15 protein-coding genes are annotated in these 18,154 nt (G+C 32.1%); 3 read left to right on the forward strand and 12 right to left on the reverse strand.

Annotated elements, in window-relative coordinates; translation table 11 throughout:
- Positions 1–333 precede the first annotated feature (333 nt).
- The gene (locus IDG65_RS09825) at positions 334–630 is read left to right on the forward strand and encodes a HesB/YadR/YfhF family protein (protein ID WP_001165377.1); all 297 of its coding nucleotides are present in this window, start codon (positions 334–336) and stop codon (positions 628–630) included.
- A gap of 206 nt (positions 631–836) precedes the next feature.
- On the opposite strand, the gene menI is transcribed toward IDG65_RS09825, so the two are convergent.
- The 4 genes from menI to IDG65_RS09845 form a co-directional block, all read right to left on the reverse strand.
- Positions 837–1,304, reverse strand: coding sequence for a 1,4-dihydroxy-2-naphthoyl-CoA hydrolase MenI (gene menI / locus IDG65_RS09830; RefSeq protein ID WP_000640486.1), 468 nt, complete (start codon positions 1,302–1,304; stop codon positions 837–839).
- 134 nt (positions 1,305–1,438) lie between these two features.
- Positions 1,439–3,006, reverse strand: a protein-coding gene (locus IDG65_RS09835; protein WP_094752956.1) for an IS3 family transposase whose coding sequence is annotated in 2 segments (ribosomal slippage) — positions 1,439–2,331 and positions 2,331–3,006 — 1,569 coding nt in all. Because the reading frame shifts where the segments join, the coding sequence is not laid out codon by codon here.
- A 139-nt stretch (positions 3,007–3,145) separates the two neighbouring features.
- Positions 3,146–5,851, reverse strand: coding sequence for an aconitate hydratase AcnA (gene acnA / locus IDG65_RS09840; RefSeq protein WP_000729743.1), 2,706 nt, complete (start codon positions 5,849–5,851; stop codon positions 3,146–3,148).
- Between the two features lie 834 nt (positions 5,852–6,685).
- On the reverse strand, positions 6,686–8,332 hold the full coding sequence (locus tag IDG65_RS09845; RefSeq protein WP_052997620.1) for a BCCT family transporter: 1,647 nt from the start codon (positions 8,330–8,332) through the stop codon (positions 6,686–6,688).
- A gap of 203 nt (positions 8,333–8,535) precedes the next feature.
- On the opposite strand from IDG65_RS09845, the gene mscL reads away from it, so the two are divergent.
- Entirely contained in the window at positions 8,536–8,898 is a 363-nt protein-coding gene (gene mscL / locus IDG65_RS09850) for a large conductance mechanosensitive channel protein MscL (protein WP_000910489.1), read from the forward strand.
- Positions 8,899–8,968: 70 nt separating this feature from the next.
- Here mscL and sbcC read toward each other — a convergent pair whose 3' ends face one another.
- The 8 genes from sbcC to sosA all read right to left on the reverse strand — a co-directional run bounded on the left by sbcC (position 8,969) and on the right by sosA (position 17,130).
- Positions 8,969–11,998: an exonuclease subunit SbcC gene (gene sbcC, locus IDG65_RS09855; protein WP_000803159.1), complete on the reverse strand. Its 3,030-nt coding sequence runs from the start codon at positions 11,996–11,998 to the stop codon at positions 8,969–8,971.
- A gap of 3 nt (positions 11,999–12,001) precedes the next feature.
- On the reverse strand, positions 12,002–13,123 hold the full coding sequence (gene sbcD / locus IDG65_RS09860; RefSeq protein ID WP_000691284.1) for an exonuclease subunit SbcD: 1,122 nt from the start codon (positions 13,121–13,123) through the stop codon (positions 12,002–12,004).
- 123 nt (positions 13,124–13,246) lie between these two features.
- The gene (locus IDG65_RS09865; protein WP_000966142.1) at positions 13,247–13,714 is read right to left on the reverse strand and encodes a CcdC family protein; all 468 of its coding nucleotides are present in this window, start codon (positions 13,712–13,714) and stop codon (positions 13,247–13,249) included.
- A gap of 93 nt (positions 13,715–13,807) precedes the next feature.
- Entirely contained in the window at positions 13,808–13,906 is a 99-nt protein-coding gene (locus tag IDG65_RS09870) for a hypothetical protein (protein WP_001789897.1), read from the reverse strand.
- On the reverse strand, positions 13,893–14,135 hold the full coding sequence (locus IDG65_RS09875; protein ID WP_000246909.1) for a YneF family protein: 243 nt from the start codon (positions 14,133–14,135) through the stop codon (positions 13,893–13,895). The genes IDG65_RS09870 and IDG65_RS09875 overlap by 14 nt, the downstream gene beginning before the upstream one ends.
- Positions 14,136–14,412: 277 nt before the next feature.
- Positions 14,413–16,401 carry a transketolase gene (gene tkt, locus IDG65_RS09880; protein ID WP_000481444.1) on the reverse strand — a complete coding sequence of 663 codons (1,989 nt, stop codon included), beginning with the start codon at positions 16,399–16,401 and terminating at the stop codon, positions 14,413–14,415.
- A gap of 120 nt (positions 16,402–16,521) precedes the next feature.
- On the reverse strand, positions 16,522–16,761 hold the full coding sequence (locus IDG65_RS09885) for a DUF896 domain-containing protein (protein ID WP_000071351.1): 240 nt from the start codon (positions 16,759–16,761) through the stop codon (positions 16,522–16,524).
- 135 nt (positions 16,762–16,896) lie between these two features.
- Positions 16,897–17,130 (reverse strand): DNA damage-induced cell division inhibitor SosA, encoded by a 234-nt coding sequence (gene sosA / locus IDG65_RS09890; RefSeq protein WP_000499647.1) that lies wholly within the window; start codon positions 17,128–17,130, stop codon positions 16,897–16,899.
- 142 nt (positions 17,131–17,272) lie between these two features.
- Between sosA and lexA the strand changes: the two genes are divergently transcribed.
- A complete protein-coding gene (gene lexA / locus IDG65_RS09895) occupies positions 17,273–17,896 on the forward strand; it encodes a transcriptional repressor LexA (protein WP_001208757.1) in 624 nt (207 codons plus the stop codon).
- Positions 17,897–18,154: the final 258 nt, after the last annotated feature.

Genomic DNA, 18,154 nt, shown 5'->3' on the forward strand with positions numbered 1-18,154 from the left:
GTTGATGGATTATTTTATTTTTGCAAAAACAATTTTTTTAACTTAAAATCCAACTATACTTAGTTTTTTACAAGAACATTTGAGACCGAGACATAAATCAATGTCATAGGCTCCACAATGTTATATTAGCTGAAGTTGACAGAACGAAATGCGCTTATAACTAGGTTTTTTCAATTCTGGTCGGGGGTCCCAACATAGAAGCTTATGGAAATTCAGCTTACAATAATGTGCAGGTTGGGGTGGGCTCCAACACAGAGAATTTCGAAAAGAAATTCCACAAACAATACGAGTTGGCCCACTACCATTCTGTAATAAATATAGGAGGTCATTGTTATGCAAATAGAACTTACTGATGCAGCAGTAACTTGGTTTAAAAATGAACTTGAGTTACCTGAAAATAATAAAGTGCTCGTGTTTTTTGTAAGATATGGTGGCGAATTCCAACTCAAGCAAGGATTTAGTCCTGCTTTTACAGTTGAACCAAAGGAAGATGTTGATATTGGCTATGAACAACAATATGACGATTTAAATGTTGTCGTAGCGGAAAAAGATTTGTGGTACTTTGAAGATGACCACATTATTGTAAATGTAGTTGATCACGAAGATGAAATTTCTTATTCCACAAAATAACTAAATTAAAACGAACTTGTTTACACATTCTGATGTGTACTGAACCTCGGAAGTTGCACTTTGGTTTATCACATCTGATGTTGTATGAACAAGTTCGTTTTTGCTATATATTAGCTTATCTTCACGCTAATTGCGTTAATGCTAACGTATTGACTATTTAACATAGATTAATTGTTAATATTGCCTCTCCAAACATTTATAGTAACTTATAAAGAATCAATATCATCCATTATCTCTACTGTTTTCCCTTCATTATTGAGCGTTTGCACTTTACTATAGGCTTCATGCCAATCTGGGAAATAACGATCCAACCGTATAGGCTTAAAAGTATCTTCTTTAATGCAAATCAATTCTGTGGAACCTGTAGTTGCAAGTTCACCTTTTTCATTAAAAATCTCATATTTATACACTGAACGTAATCTCGAATATTTTTCAACCCAAGTTTTAACTTTAACTTTTTCTGGATAAAAAATAGACTTTTTATAATTGACATTGAGGTCAGTCACGGGTGAAATGATTCCTTGTTTTTCCATATCAGCATAACTAAAACCTAACTTCGATATATAATCCAACCGCGCAACTTCAAACCAAGTTGCATAATTCCCGTGATAAATTACACCCATCTTATCAGTTTCAGCATAACGCGCTTCTATTTCTGTAATACTATATATCATTTTAAGCCTTCTTTCAGTTTAACTTTATATCTCATTCTAACATAAAATACAAGAAGAGGCCGGCCAAGAACACAATGAACTGCACCCAGTCTAGTAGACAATTAAATAATTAAAATTAATGGTTGGTTTTGTTGTTATACAGAATCAGCCATTTTTAATGTAATTCTTTCATAATTAAAGAAATGGATAAAATCATGAATTGTTTTTGTAGCTTCTTCTACACTATTAAATTTAAAGTGCTTATTTCCTCTAAAAATTTCACTTTTTATTGTACCCCACACACCTTCCATAGGACCATTATCGATACATTTGCTAACACGTGACATACTTTGAATCATGCCACATTCATCCAACATATGTTTAAATGTTTTCGATGTGTATTGAAAACCTCGGTCACTATGAAATAAAATACCTTTGGTATTTTCTACTTTTTCTATCGCTTGATTGAATGTTTTAAATACTAATTGATTATTGTTAGAAGGGCCTAGCTCATAACTAACAATACGTTTAGCACCTAAGTCATAAATGGCACTCAAATATATCTTACTACCATCTTTGATTTTAAATTCTGTTACATCTGTTAACCAAACTTTATTTGGCGTATCAATGTCAAATTGTCGATTAAGCTTATTTTCTGATGTGATTTGTGGCGTTGAACGTCGATAAGGTTTTCGCTTTTGACGTATTACCGCTTTTAAATTAAGTTCTTTCATCAAACAATAAATTCGCTTTCGGTTTACTTGTTTACCTAGTTTTAATCGAATATAGATATAAATGCGACGATAGCCATAAATACCATTATACTTATGATAGATTGATTCTATTTCTCGCTTAAGCTGTTCATTCTCTAATTCAAGTTCACTCGGTTGATAATGTACCCACTTATAATAACTCGCTCTAGAAATGCCTAAAATACGACACAAGCGTTGGATAGGGTATTGATGCTTTAACGCTTCGATCGTTTTGTATGCCGTGATTTGTTTTCTCTTTGAATCATTTCTCTTTCCAATGCTTGAAACTTTTTTAAAACGTCATTTTCCATTTCTAATAATCGATTTTGTGCTTTTAATGCTTGAATTTCAGCTTCCTTTTGTTCTTCTGGCGTCATCATAGATTTGGGTTTTCCTTTGCCCCTGCCATCTACTAACCCATTTTTACCATGGGCTTGATACTTTTGGACCCACTGGTAAATTTGACCGTATGAGATATTAAAGTGTTCTGCAACTTCTCTATAAGATTGTTTATGATTCAAGTAATATTCAACAATTGTGACACGTTCTTCAAATGTGGTTTTTCTTGCTTTCATGATATACACCCCAGTTTTCGGAGATTGATTCTTAATCTCTTTTCCTACAGTATACATTTTTATCCAATTTTTGACTTGTGTCGAACTACGAATATTGTATTTAATGGCGAGATCTTGTGTTGATTGATTTGAATTCAAATATTCATTTACAACTTTTAATTTTAGTTCCTTTGAATAGCGATTGTATTGTTTTTGTGTAAGTAGTGTTTCAATACCATGGGTTTTATAATATTTATACTTAGGATACAAAGTATTGACATTAATATCTAATTGTAATGTATCGATTAAGTATTGAAACGACACGCCTTTTTCATATTCTTGAAACATATATAGCAGTACATCTATGTCTACTTTAGGTTTTATTGGCATAAATATAGCTCCCTTCAAAGTTTTCATTTTTTCAATGTCTACTTTGAAGGGAGCATTTCACAAAGGTTTTGAACCGACCTATTATATCATAAAGTTTATAGAAGTATTTTTGAGCACTATCAAAGTGCCTCAAATACCGATTAAAATTTTGCTGTGATATCTATTTTTATTGCGCTAATTTATTTCTTAAAACCATTTGTAAAATACCACCGTGACGATAGTAATCCATTTCAACAAGTGAGTCAAAACGAACCATAGCGTCAAATTCTACCAAATCACCATCATGCTTCTTAGCAGTAACTTTGACGTAGTCATGTGGTTGAACATTTTCATCAATATTAACAGAAATTTCTTCTGTACCATCTAGACCAAGAGAATCAGCTGATTCACCTTTTTTAAACTCTAATGGTAATACACCCATCATAACTAAATTTGAACGATGGATACGTTCATAACTTTGTGCAATAACTGTTTTAACACCTAATAAGTTTGTACCTTTTGCTGCCCAGTCACGAGATGAACCCATACCATAATCGTTACCGGCTAATACAACTAAACCTGTACCATCTTCTTTATATTTCATTGCAGCATCAAAGATAGGCATTACTTCATTTGTTGGCCAATAAGTTGTAAAACCACCTTCAGTGCCTGGCGCTAATTGGTTTTTAATACGTATATTAGCAAACGTACCTCGAACCATTACTTCGTGATTACCACGTCTTGAACCATAAGAATTAAATTCACGAATAGGCACTTGGTGATCTTGTAAATATTTACCAGCTGGCGTATCTTTACCAATTGCACCTGCTGGAGAGATGTGGTCAGTTGTCACAGAATCACCGAATTTACCCATAACACGTAAACCATTTAATGGAACAATCGTACCCGGTTCTTTAGATAATCCTTGGAAGAATGATGGATTTTGAATGTATGTTGAATTAGGATCAAAGTCATATAGAGGTTGATCAGTTACATCAATCTCATTCCATAATTCGTTGTTATTGTATACGTTATTATATTCTTCAATAAATAATTCAGGTGTTACAACACTATCAACGGTATCTGAAACTTCTTTAATTGATGGCCAAATATCTTTCAAATATACATCTTCACCGTCATTACCTTTACCAATAGGTTCATTCTGTAAATCAATATCAACCGTTCCAGCTAATGCATAAGCAACAACTAACTGTGGTGAAGCTAGGTAATTGGCTTTAACAAGAGGATGGATACGACCTTCAAAGTTACGGTTACCAGATAATACAGATGTCACTAATAGGTCCTCATCAGCAATCGCTTTTTCAATTTCTGGTAATAAAGGACCTGAATTACCGATACAAGTTGTACATCCATAACCAACCAAGTTGAAGCCTAAATCATCTAAATAAGGTTGTAAGCCAGCATCTCTTAAATATCCGGTAACAACTTTTGATCCTGGTGCTAGAGAAGTTTTAACGTATTCAGGAACTTTCAAGCCTTTTTCAACTGCTTTTTTAGCAACTAAACCTGCACCTAACATTACATAAGGGTTAGATGTATTTGTACATGATGTAATTGCTGCTATTGCAATATCACCTGTTTTCATTGTAGCTTTTGATCCATCTTTAAAGTTAATTTCAGCTTTCTTATCAAATTCACTTTTATCTAAACCGTGTCCTTGGTTGCCTGCTGGAGCTGTTACAGAATTTTCAAATGATGATTTCATATCACTTAAGAAAATTAAATCTTGAGGACGTTTTGGTCCTGAAAGCGATGCTTCAACTGTTGATAAATCCAATTCGATAACATCTGTATAATTAGGATCTTCTTTCTCAACATCAAAGAACATATGGTTTTGTTTCAAATATTCTTTTACTAGCGCGATATGTTCGTCTGATCTACCAGTTAACTTCATATATTTAAGAGATTCATCATCAACTGGGAAGAATCCGCAAGTTGCTCCATACTCTGGTGCCATGTTTGCAATTGTAGCACGGTCTGCTAGTGGTAAATGTTGTACACCTGGACCAAAGAACTCCACAAATTTACCAACAACACCTTTTTTACGTAGCTCTTGAGTTACTCTTAACGCTAAATCAGTTGCTGTTGCGCCTTGTGGTAATGAATTTACTAGTCGTACACCAATAACCTCTGGAATTGGGAAATAAGAAGGTTGTCCAAGCATTCCAGCTTCAGCTTCAATACCACCAACACCCCATCCTAGTACGCCAATACCATTTATCATTGTTGTATGTGAATCAGTACCAACTAATGTATCTGGAAATGCAGTTTTTTCACCATCTACATCACGAACATGTACAACACTTGCTAAATATTCTAAGTTAACTTGGTGAACTATTCCAGTTGCAGGAGGAACTGCATTGTAATTATCAAATGCTTTCGTTGCCCAATTTAAAAACTGATAACGTTCATAGTTACGTTCAAATTCTAATTTCATATTACGTTCAAGAGCTTCTGGATTTGCATAGCTATCCACTTGAACTGAGTGGTCAATAACTAAATCCACCGGTACTTCTGGATTAATTTTAGTAATATCTCCCCCAACGTCATCCATTGCTTTACGTAAAGAAGCTAAATCAACTACGGCTGGTACACCTGTGAAATCTTGTAAAATAACACGAGAAGGTTTAAATGGTACCTCGCCTTCATTTCCATCTTTTCCAAACTGACTTAAAGCTTTAATATGATCGTCTGTAATTACAAAATCATCTTCTTGACGAAGTAAAGATTCTAACAAAACACGAATTGAATAAGGTAAATTGGAAACTTTAGTAATACCTTGCTCTTCTACAGCTTTTAAATCATAGTAAGTATAACTTTGGCCATTCAAGTCAAAATGTTTTTTTGATTGCTCTTTAAAATTTGCAGCCATTTAATGATCCCCCTTGATACATTTTTATATTTATATGCCTTGATTAAATTGTATTATTATATTTATTGATAAACAACTCATCATGCTTAGAAAACGCTTAATTTAGGTTTTGACTTTTTAATCAGAGTATATAAGCAAAACTTATCATACAAGTAAGGTGTAATAAGTATTTTTTATTAATTGAGAATAATTATCAATTTCGCGAATGATTCAATTCAATTTTCAAACGTATTATTTCATTGAGCAGAAAGAAAATTATAGCGCCAAACTTTAATATTTCTTTTCAATGTCATTCTTTTGATGGGAGTGGGACAGAAATGATATTTTCGCAAAATTTATTTCGTCGTCCCACCCCAACTTGCACATTATTGTAAGCTGACTTTTCATCAGCTTCTGTGTTGGGGCCCTCACCCCAACTCGCATTGCCTGTAGAATTTCTTTTCGAAATTCTCTGTGTTGGGGCCCCTGACTAGAATTGAAAAAAGCTTGTTACAAGCGCATTTTCGTTCAGTCAACTACTGCCAATATAACTTCGTAGAGTATAGAATATTGATTTATGTCCCAGCCTGAGTTAATTTTTTATAAAAGTATAGTTAATTTGCGTTTATACCGTCAAACTTCACTTTAGCTTTGTCAAACCCCTTTCTATTAAGTTGTCAGAAATAAACCTATCTTAAAATATAAAAAAATCGAGAATTCGTAGTTTAATAACGAAATTCTCGTTCTTATCCTTTTGAATATACTCAATTTTCCACAAAAACAAACAAGTAGTATATCTGTTCTAGCTACTAGAATGACATACTACTTGTTATTTAAATACTTAACTAAATTTTATTAGTTATCTTTTTTCTCTATATTTCTACGTGACTGACGCTTTTCAAGAATGTCAGATTCATAATCTTCTTGTTGACTCTTGATATATTCTTGTAAGCGATGTTTATTCGGAGTCAATGTTAAACCTAGGAATTTACGTTCCTGGTTCGCATCCTTGTAGAAACTTACCATCATGAGTATGACGACAAAGGAGAATGGGAATGCACTTATAATTGCAGCACTTTGAATCGCATTTAAAGCTTCAGCGCCGTTACCGCCACCAGCTAATAAAAGTACAAATGCTATTAAGGCCTGTGAAATTCCCCAAACAACTTTTACCATACTAGATGGATTTAATGAACCAAATGTTGTTTGCATTCCTAATACAAATGTTGCTGAGTCAGCAGATGTAATAAAGAATGATGCAATTAATAATAATGCAATCAACGATAAAACAATGCCAAATGGCACATGATTAAACACTCCAAATAGCTGTGTTTCAGGAGTCATATCAAAAATTTCTTTGTGTTTCTTACCTGTCTCGATGCCTAATACACCAAAGACACTAAACCAAACAAAACTAACAATTGCTGGAACTAGCAAGACACCAGAAATGAACTCTCTAATTGAACGTCCTTTTGAAACTCGTGCAATAAACACTCCAACGAATGGGCTCCAACTTAACCACCAACCCCAGTAATAAAGTGTCCATGAAGACATCCATTCACGTTTTTGAGGATTTAAAGCTGCTGTATCAAAACTATTAAACAAGAATGTGTTTAGTAAACTACCCGTAGAGCTAGTTAACATATTTAAAATAAGAACAGTTGGTCCAACAATTAAAGCAGCTACCATTAAAATAGTACCTAAACCAATGTTCAAGTTACTTAAGTATTGAATACCTTTACTTAATCCAGACCATGCACTTGCTATAAATAAGATAGTAACAACAATGATGATAATCGCTTGTACAAACGTATTGTTTGGAACATTGAACAAGTAATGTAAACCACCATTAATTTGTAGAGCACCCATACCTAACGAAACGGCTACCCCAACGATTGTCGCAAATACAGATAAAACGTCAATAAAAATCCCAATAGGACCTTCTACTTTATCACCTAAAAGAGGACGTAAAGTTCTAGATAATAAACCTGGTTCACCTTTACGGAATTGCGAATATGCCAACGCTAACGCAACAACACCATAAACAGCCCAAGCATGGAATCCCCAATGGAAAAATGTTGAACGTAGAGCTTCAGTATAAGCTTCAGTAGTTTTGGGATCTGCTGTAGGTGGCGTAGCAAAGTGCGCCATCGGTTCAGCTGCACCATAAAACACCAAACCTATCCCCATACCAGCACTAAACAACATAGCAAACCATGAAATTGTATTAAACTCAGGTTTGTCATTTGGTTTACCTAGTTTAAGTTTTCCAATAGGACTAAAAATAAGGAATATACAGAAGAAAACGATAATCGTAGTAAGAATAAGATAATACCAACCTAACTTTTCTGTAATCCACATTTTAATATTATTGGTAACATAGTTGAATTGTTCAGGTAAAAATGCACCAAGTAATACGACTATAGCAACAACAATTGCACTATAGATGAAGACTGGTGAACACTTCTTTCCATTTGGATTCTCTGGTGAAGAAGAATTCATAATTAATTACTCCCTTCAATTCTATATTTAATTTTATGTAGTAGAATAAAAATATTATCTAAACATTTTATTCAATAACTCACGCACCTTTATAGGATAACAAAGGTCTTTGCGATAATCAAATTTTCTTGAATAATCTATTTTCTAATTTTTTTATTTGTTGTATAATTGAGGTTACATTTAAAAAAGAGAGGTTGAGTGTAATGTTAAAAGAATTCAAAGAGTTCGCCTTAAAAGGTAACGTCTTAGATTTAGCAATTGCTGTTGTGATGGGTGCAGCTTTCAACAAGATTATATCTTCATTAGTAGAAAATATCATTATGCCATTAATTGGTAAAATTTTCGGATCAGTTGATTTTGCTAAAGAATGGTCATTCTGGGGTATTAAATACGGTTTATTTATCCAATCTGTTATCGACTTTATTATCATCGCGTTTGCTTTATTCATCTTTGTTAAGATTGCAAATACATTAATGAAGAAAGAAGAAGCCGAAGAAGAAGCAGTTGTGGAAGAAAATGTTGTGTTATTAACTGAAATCAGAGATTTATTACGTGAGAAAAAATAATTTTTAAATAAAAAGAGATGGGCTAAGGTTGTTCTATACATTCCAAAGTACCATCTCTATTTTTTATGTTTTAATTTCTTTTGAATCTTGTTGAACTCTGATATTGATCTGATTTCACTTCTAAAACTAAAGGTATTCTATTTTTCAATTCGCTCACATGTGAAATAATCCCAACCATTCTACCAGTTGATTTAAGATTTAATAAAGTGTCTAACGCTGTTTCAAGCGTTTCTTGATCTAATGTACCGAATCCTTCATCAATAAATATTGATTCTAGTGAAATACCTCCTGATTGCTGCTGTACAATTTCGCTTAACCCTAAAGCTAATGCAAGCGACGATTGGAAAGTTTCTCCACCTGATAACGAGCTAATATGTCTAGACTTATTTGAATGCAAATCAAATACATCAATTTCTAGGCCACTAAGACCATGAGAAACCGCTTCTCGCCTAATTAGTTGGTATCGATTATCTGACATTGTTGCTAATCTCAGATTTGCTTGAGCAATAATTTGATCTAAATAGTAAATTAAGACAAAGTTTTCCAATGTAAGATTTTTGTTATTCTTACCACTGACAATTTCAGCCAATTGAAATATTTCTTGTTGATCCTTTAATTCTTGATTTAAGTAATTAATATGCGAAACTATAGATTGTGTTTTATTAATATTATTTTGACATTGATAATGAACAGCAGAGTATTCATCTATCAGTGTATTCATCTTTCCTTTTTTTAGCTCATATTCATCTTTTAATTTATCAGAGTCCAATAACTCTTTATCCTTAGTTAATGATTCTAACCTAGCTATTTCCATTTCAAATTCATGATAACGTTTTTTATAAGTATCCCTTTTCTGCTCTAATTCCTCTTGCTCGCCCCTCCAGGCTATTATTTCATCTATATCATTGTCATCAGTTAAATTCAGCCTCGACATTTCCATTTCAATAGACTGTTCATTCAATTCTAAGTCATTATTGTAAGTTTCTAGTTGATTTTCATAATGATTTAGATTATTTTGCTCAATTGACTTTCTTTGAGACAATTGCATTAACTTATCTTCAATCTCCTTTGAGAGTTCTTGATGCTGATTCACATCTTGAACATACTTCTTATAATCCACCTCAAAATTAGTGATATTATTATATTTCGAGAGTGTTTCAAATTCAGTGATGAGATCTCGACATAATTTCAACTCAGATTCATTTTTATTTAGACGCAATTGTTTATTATGAATTTGCAACGTTAGATTATCTTTTTCTTCTTTCATTTGTTCTATAAATTTATTAAGATCTCTTTGATTATTCAATGCATTTTCATTTTCTAGCAGACGCTTATTCAATACTTCAAGTGAAAAATCACTTTGCGTTTTAATATTAATATTCGATATTTTTTCATTAACAAATTTAATTTCAGAATTATGCACAGCAATATTCGATTTTATAGCGTGGATATTTGCTTCAATTTCTTTAATTTCATTTTGACGTTTAGCAATACTGTCAAAATCAATATGATGCCCTAAATCCTGAATTTCATTACCACATATCGGACATTGATCTCCAATATTTACAGCAGATTTAATTTCACTTATAAAGCTTTCTTTATCATTTAAGTCCAATTTTGTTTTATCGTAGCGATCTAATTTTATTTCGAGATTCTTCAATATAGATGTTTCTTCATTAATTTGATTCTCTAACTCTTGCTTACTACCTAATAGTTTATCTAATTCAGCTTTAGCTTTTTCATTTTCTTTAATTATATTAATTTCATTATTTATGTTCGTTATCGTATTATTTAGTTCGATAATTTTCTCGTAATCACTTTCGTTATTACCTATTGAATCTTCGACCGTTTCTAAACCTTTAATTAGATCATTTAATTCATCACCTAATTGTTCACCCTCAGTTCTCAAGCGTTCAATATTGAGATAACTTTGTTGATACTTATTAATATCGTTAAATAATACTCTAGTTTTATCAATAAAAGAGATTTTACTTTCAATTAAATCTCCATTTTCTTCTAACATTTTTTTCTCTTTGTCTATGTTTCGCTTATCACAATCAAGATTCAATATTTTATTATTGGTTTTAGAAATATCTTTTTTGCTATTAGCAATTTTAGTTTCAATTTTTTCTCTATTTTCAATATAATTCAATAGGTTTGTAATATCTTGTAACAACTTTAACTTAGCTTCAATTCCCTCTATTTCAGGTTGTTGTTCTTTCAATTGAACGAAATCAATTTTATTTTTGTTGAGTTGATTAATATTATCTTTTAATATATTATTTTCTAATGTTTTCTTTTCTATTATTTCAAATTCTTTAATAGCAGTTTCTTTACTTTCATTTACAGATGCTAGTATTTCTTTCGACCTAGCTTGTAAAAGTGGTATATTTTCAATCAATTTGTCTATCTGTTGAGTGGCAACCTCTAATAAGCCTTTTATATTGTCATCATCAAATGATTCAATTTCTTGCCATAAAAGGTCAATTTGTTGATATCTATTCTCGATTTGAGCTTTTTCTTTTTTTACTTCTTCTTTTAATATTTCTCGTATAGCTTCAAATTTTTCACTGTCAAACAGTGTTCTTAATATCCCTTGCTTTTCACGACTGTTTGATATTAAAAAGCGTTTGAATTCACCTTGAGGCAAAATAAACAATTGTCGGAATTGATCTGCATTTACTCCTAATAATTCAATAATGAATTGGGTACCTGAAATTACTTTACTTTCTCTAATTTCATACTTGCCATCCACCATCTCAAATACATCAAATTTAGCGTTCGTTTTTGTTGTATTACCTTCTTTGATATAAGGGCCTTGTCTATGCACTTTATAAATTCGATGATTTAATTGAAATTCAAATGTTACTGACATCGGCTGTTTACCATCAGCGAAATGACTTCTCAAATCATTTTCTTCTCTTTGTTCAGTTGATGCTTTACCAAACAAGGCATAAGTCATTGCATCAAAAATCATTGTTTTACCCGATCCAGTCTTACCACTTATTAAAAACAATTCATTATTATCAATTTTAGAAAAATCAATTTCTTCTTTTAAAAAGGGGCCGAAATTATTCAACTTTAAATGTAATGGTTTCATTCATTAATCCTCCTTTCTCAATTCGTTTTCTAAAATATTTTTTATCTTTTTAGATTGGATATCCGATAATTCTTTATCAGTTATATGTTTATAAAACATTTCGATAATTGACATGTCATCTTTTTCACTTATTTCTATAGCATTATTTTCTTCATTGTAATTAAAAGTTTCATTCGTCAGCGCTAAAGTATTAGGATAAATTTGTTTTAAACTCATCATTGGATCAGTAATATGAGACATATTTTTAAGTTTAAAATGTAAATAATTATCTTTATTTTTCACATGAACTTTTTCATTAATAACATCATTATATTCGCCTGAGATAATTTCCAATTGTCTAAGTGGCTTAAGAGGAATAAATACATCGTTAATAATGCCATCATTAATTGTTACACGTCTATACCCTTTAGCTTGACCCGCTTCCGAAAATGAATACTGCAATAAGGAGCCACTATATTTAATTTTGTCGTCTTCTATACTAAATGGATGATGCAAGTGACCTAGCATGACATAATCAAATATATCAAAAACACCTTTCTGAACTGATTCAACCGTTCCAATAGTTAATGGTCTTTCAGAATCAGATGTCTTTCCACCTTGAACAGTCAGATGACTAATTAAAATATTGACGGCATCTTCATCAATTTCCGGTGCTATTGTTTCAATACAGCGCGTAATTCCCTGTTGATGTGTTTCAATGGTGTCATCTTCAAAGTAGTGTTTCATTTCGCTCACAGTAGCATAAGGGAGTGTATAAAAATTAACCCCATTTATCTCTATTGGTGAATTAATCGATGTAAAATCTGTTCTTATAAATAACTGATTATGTTCAAACCAACTCGCCCCATAGTTTAACCTCTCTTTACCATCGTGATTTCCACTAATAATAATTATTGGTATACGCAGTTCTAAATTTAACTTTCCAATCGCTTGTTCTAATAACATGATTGCATCTTTACTTGGATATGTTGTGTCATATAAATCTCCAGCTATCACAATGATATCAGGTTCTTCTTCTTTCATTTTTTCTACGAACATATCTAAAATATACGCTTGATCTTCTAAAAGCTGTTTGCCATTTAATATTTTCCCTAAGTGCCAGTCTGCTGTATGTATAATTTTCATTACTGCCTCCATATAGAACATTTGTTCGCTTTTATTTTAATATAATCATTTCACCTTTTCAAGTAAAATTAAAACCACTCATTGACTGATTTAGAAGTCGATCACAAGTGGTTTTAAAAGTAATTAATTGATTAATGTTTTCTTTAGTTTTTTGTATTTATATAGCATTGCTGCTCTCCAAGGAACAATCATACAGAATGCTAATAAAAAGAACATGCCGCCTAATTCTCCAGGATCTATTTCATTACTAATGAATATTTTCATCACAGTACGAATGATAAGTAATGAAATCAAAATAACTGGAAATGCTTTAGATCGTTTCATATAAATTTCTGTACCTTTGACTTCAAATCGAGAAGTCCAAATTAGAACTGTAGAAAAAAGCAAACCAATTATAAAGGCTTCTAGCATTTCCGATCCTGTTAGCCTAAAATATGGAACGACGTACATCAATGCACCGGTCGCCATAAAAAACGGTGGCAAAACTATTTTTTTCTCATTTACCGGATAATTTTGAGCTTTCATACGAATAACTATAACTATAGTTCCCATAAATAAAGCTACAATGATTGAAAATATTAAATAGAGCACGCAGACACCTTCTCGTTAAATAAACTCTCTGTAAATCATACAAAATGAATTATAGCATTTCTCAGTCTATTCGTCATTTTGTTAACTTTAATTTTAATAAACATATTTATTCTTATTAATTTGATTATAAAAAGAGGCCATTTCCATATCTGGAAAATAGCCTCTATCAATTGCGAATTTACTTTTTCGCACTCTTCATATTTTGATCCATATTTTTATTCATCATCGTCATCATTTGATTAATTTTCTTCTGAGAAGGTTTTTGACCCATTTGCATCATCATCATACGAAGCATTTCTTCGTTGATTGGTGGGTTTTTCTTCAAGTAGTCCATCATATATTTTCTAGCTAAAAGGAAACCTCCAATTAAACCTAAAATTAATGCAGCTACTATAAAAATAATTGCTAACCAAGTTGCCATTGTTTCACCCGCTTTCTTTATCCTACTGAATTTTACTAAATTCATCACATTATTTCAAGAACTAGTTTATTCAAGTATTTTAATATCGATACTAAAAATAATATCAAAAATCATGCTGTTATAACAGAGCTTTTAAAGATTAATCTGAAATAGTATACTTTCATAACTTATCACTTATGATGTAGTTTAAGTGCTATACTCTAAATTTCAACACTTTAAAAGAAGCCTAAGATTATGCATCCTAGACTTCTAAACATACTCGCTTTATAAATTATTCTTATAAGCTCATAACTTGGTTTAAGATATTTTCTTTTGTATATCCATATTTTTCAACTACTAAATCGCCAGGTGCACTTGCGCCAAAGCCGTCAATAGCAATAACTTTACCTGCAGTACCTACATATTTATGCCATCCAAGCGGTGAAGCCATTTCAATCGCAACACGTTTTGTTACGCTTGATGGAATAACTGATTCTTTATATTCTTCAGATTGTTGTTCAAATGCATTCCAGTTAGGCATTGAAACAACACGTACTGATTTACCTTGTTTTTCAAGATCTTTAGCAGCTTCAACTGCAAGACTAACTTCTGAACCTGAAGCTAATAATAGGAATTCTGGTGTCTCTTCAGAGCCATAAACTGTATAGGCACCTTTTCGAACGCCTTCTTCAACTACATCTTCTGGTACATCTAATACCGGTAAGTTTTGACGTGTCAATACTAATGAAGTAGGTGTAGATTCAGATTCTAAGGCAACTTCCCATGCTACTCTTGTTTCATTACCATCAGCAGGACGGATAACATTCATATTTGGAATGGCTCTTAATCCAGCTAATTGCTCAATTGGTTCATGAGTAGGACCATCTTCACCTACTGCAATTGAATCATGTGTGAAGATGAACGTTGCATTTAATCCCATAATTGATGATAAACGTAACGCTGGTTTTAAATAATCACTAAATACGAAGAATGTTGCACCATATGGATGTAAACCTCCATGTGCAGCCATACCATTTACAGCAGCACCCATAGCAAATTCACGTACACCAAACCACACATTTTTACCTTCAGGTGTTTCAGAACTATAATCAGTTGCATCATTTACATTGGATTTGTTTGAACCAGCAAGGTCTGCTGATCCACCAAAGAATGAAGGGACAGTTTTACTGATTGCTTGAATAACAGTACCAGAATCAGCACGAGATGCACCATTATGACCCAGTTCAAAACGTGGTAATTCATCCTTATAATTTTTAGGCAATTTACCACTAATCGCTAATTTAAATTCTTCTGCTAATTCAGGATATGTTTCTGCATATTTTTCTAATAATGAATTCCATTGAGATTCATCTTCATTAGCACGTTTTAACATAGTATTTTGGAAAATTTCGTATACCTCTTCTGAAACATTAAAACGTTTTTCAGGATCTAAACCGTAATTTTCGAATGTTAATTTTCTTTCAACTTCACCTAAAGGTGCCCCATGAACACCATTAGTTCCTGCTTTATTCGGTGAACCAAATCCGATTGTTGTTTTAACTTCAATAATCGTTGGTCCTTCTTGAGATTTAGCTGTAGTAATCGCTTTATCAATTTCTTCTAAATCATTACCATCTTTAACTAGTAAGTAATTCCAACCATATGCTTCAAAACGAGCTTTTGTGTTTTCAGAAAAAGCTTTGTTTAATTCGCCATCTAATGAAATATCATTTGAATCGTATAAAACAACTAATTTACTTAATTTATTATGTCCAGCAAATGAAGCTGCTTCATGCGATATACCTTCCATTAAATCACCGTCAGAAGCTAATACATATGTGTAATGATCTACAACATTATATCCTTCTTTATTAAATTTCCCTGCTAGGTGATCTTCTGCTAAAGCTAATCCTACTGACATAGCAAAACCTTGTCCAAGTGGTCCGGTAGTAACTTCTACACCATCTGTATGTCTGTATTCAGGATGACCTGGTGTTTTAGAACCCCATTGTCTAAATTGCTTTAATTCTTCTAATTCTAAACTACCAGAAACATGTAACAAGCTATACAATAATGCTGAACCATGCCCTGCAGATAATACGAAACGGTCTCTATTGAAGTAATCTTTAGATTGTGGATTAAAATTCAGATGACGTGTCCACAAAGTGTAAGCCATTGGGGCAGCTCCCATAGGTAATCCTGGATGACCAGAATTCGCTTTTTCGATTGTGTCGATACTTAGTGCACGTAGCGTATCAACAGCTAATTGATCTTTTTCATTAAACATCTTGTGTATCTTCCCTTCTTCAATTTTATCAAATACATTATAACTTATTTTAAAATAAAAAGATAAGTAAAATACTTATTTCAAGTTATAATGTCAGAAAATTCTTTACAGATTTGTGATTTAATTTTTATTATCTCTTTTTTGTTGTATCTCTTTAATTTTTTCAGGTGTTACATCATTACCTTCTGGATCAATTACTTTAGTATTTTCAATTTGTTGTTTAAACCCTTTTCTAAAACTCTCAAGATAAGCTTTTCTTAAGGCTGTTTGCTCCTTTGCTTCTTCTTGAGTTAATCCTACTTCTTTTTTCTTTTTAGCTAACTCGTTAATTCTTTCGATATTCAAATCAGAATTACTCAATTAAAAAACCTACCTTCAATTTGTTTATTCAATCATTATAATACTTTAACAAAATATAACAAATTTAAGATCAGCAAAAAAGTAATAAAAAACGCTATTTCGCAAAAATAGGCAAAATAACGTTGTGACAATGTATCAATTTATTAAAGCGAACACTTTCCCATCTCTTTGTTCGCTATTGTTTGTAGGGTCTTTATGTTCGTATGCTTTATTTATCGTATTGTTCTTAATTTGATGGTCAGTCATTTCGTACACTTGTTCCGAGTGAGCACTAATGTTCGCACTTAACAAGAATATTGCAAAGGCTGCACTTGAAACTAAAAATATGATGATATATGTTGATACGTTTTTATATTTATTGTAAAACATCATTTTCACTCCTAGAACATTTGTTTGTATTAGTAATTTATCAGAACTTATGTTCTCTGTCAATATTTTAACGAACAAATGTTTGTTTTGGTTGTGAATTAATGATATACTGTATATAAATTAATTTAGGGAGTGCCTATATATGAGAGAATTAACAAAACGACAAAGCGAAATATATAACTATATTAAACAAGTTGTTCAAATGAAAGGTTATCCGCCTAGTGTTCGCGAAATTGGTGAAGCAGTTGGCTTAGCATCCAGTTCAACTGTTCATGGTCACCTTTCACGTCTTGAAGAAAAAGGCTATATAAGAAGAGATCCGACGAAACCACGTGCTATAGAAATTGTAAGTGATCAAACAAGTGATAATATTAATATGGAAGAAACGATTCATGTGCCAGTTATTGGTAAAGTCACAGCAGGTGTTCCTATTACCGCAGTAGAAAATATTGAAGAATATTTTCCATTACCTGAACACTTAACATCGACACACAATAGCGACATATTCATATTAAACGTCGTAGGCGACAGTATGATTGAGGCTGGTATATTAGACGGAGACAAAGTAATTGTTCGCAGTCAAACCATAGCAGAAAATGGAGACATTATTGTTGCTATGACCGAGGAAGATGAAGCAACTGTCAAACGCTTCTATAAAGAAAAAAATCGTTATCGATTACAACCTGAAAATAGTACAATGGAGCCAATTTACCTAGACAATGTTGCTGTAATTGGGAAAGTAATTGGTTTGTACCGCGAAATGTAATATTTTAAACCGTTATATATTATCGTAATTGTTAAGCCCTCATTTTTATAAATTTTGGACCTCTTGAAAAAGTTACGTTTTCAAGAGGTTTTATTTATTCTAATCTAAATTCAGTTCAAACAGAAATTGCGAATTGTTAGATAATCTCATTCTTTAATATAAATTTTGAATTACAGATTTCTGCAAAATGTTACACAAATTAAAACTCGCCCCCGTAATAATTTACAGGAGCGAGCCATTATTATTTTTTCTTTCTTT

The sequence above is a fragment of the Staphylococcus sp. EG-SA-17 genome (assembly GCF_017151845.1).
Lineage (GTDB): Bacteria > Bacillota > Bacilli > Staphylococcales > Staphylococcaceae > Staphylococcus > Staphylococcus aureus.

What these genes read in the sequence shown, in the direction of transcription:
- IDG65_RS09825 (WP_001165377.1), top strand. Translation starts at nt 334, where the DNA reads ATGCAAATAGAACTTACTGATGCAGCAGTAACTTGGTTTAAAAATGAA.
- menI (WP_000640486.1), bottom strand. Translation starts at nt 1,304, where the DNA reads ATGATATATAGTATTACAGAAATAGAAGCGCGTTATGCTGAAACTGAT.
- acnA (WP_000729743.1), bottom strand. Translation starts at nt 5,851, where the DNA reads ATGGCTGCAAATTTTAAAGAGCAATCAAAAAAACATTTTGACTTGAAT.
- IDG65_RS09845 (WP_052997620.1), bottom strand. Translation starts at nt 8,332, where the DNA reads ATGAATTCTTCTTCACCAGAGAATCCAAATGGAAAGAAGTGTTCACCA.
- mscL (WP_000910489.1), top strand. Translation starts at nt 8,536, where the DNA reads ATGTTAAAAGAATTCAAAGAGTTCGCCTTAAAAGGTAACGTCTTAGAT.
- sbcC (WP_000803159.1), bottom strand. Translation starts at nt 11,998, where the DNA reads ATGAAACCATTACATTTAAAGTTGAATAATTTCGGCCCCTTTTTAAAA.
- sbcD (WP_000691284.1), bottom strand. Translation starts at nt 13,123, where the DNA reads ATGAAAATTATACATACAGCAGACTGGCACTTAGGGAAAATATTAAAT.
- IDG65_RS09875 (WP_000246909.1), bottom strand. Translation starts at nt 14,135, where the DNA reads ATGGCAACTTGGTTAGCAATTATTTTTATAGTAGCTGCATTAATTTTA.
- tkt (WP_000481444.1), bottom strand. Translation starts at nt 16,401, where the DNA reads ATGTTTAATGAAAAAGATCAATTAGCTGTTGATACGCTACGTGCACTA.
- sosA (WP_000499647.1), bottom strand. Translation starts at nt 17,130, where the DNA reads ATGTTTTACAATAAATATAAAAACGTATCAACATATATCATCATATTT.
- lexA (WP_001208757.1), top strand. Translation starts at nt 17,273, where the DNA reads ATGAGAGAATTAACAAAACGACAAAGCGAAATATATAACTATATTAAA.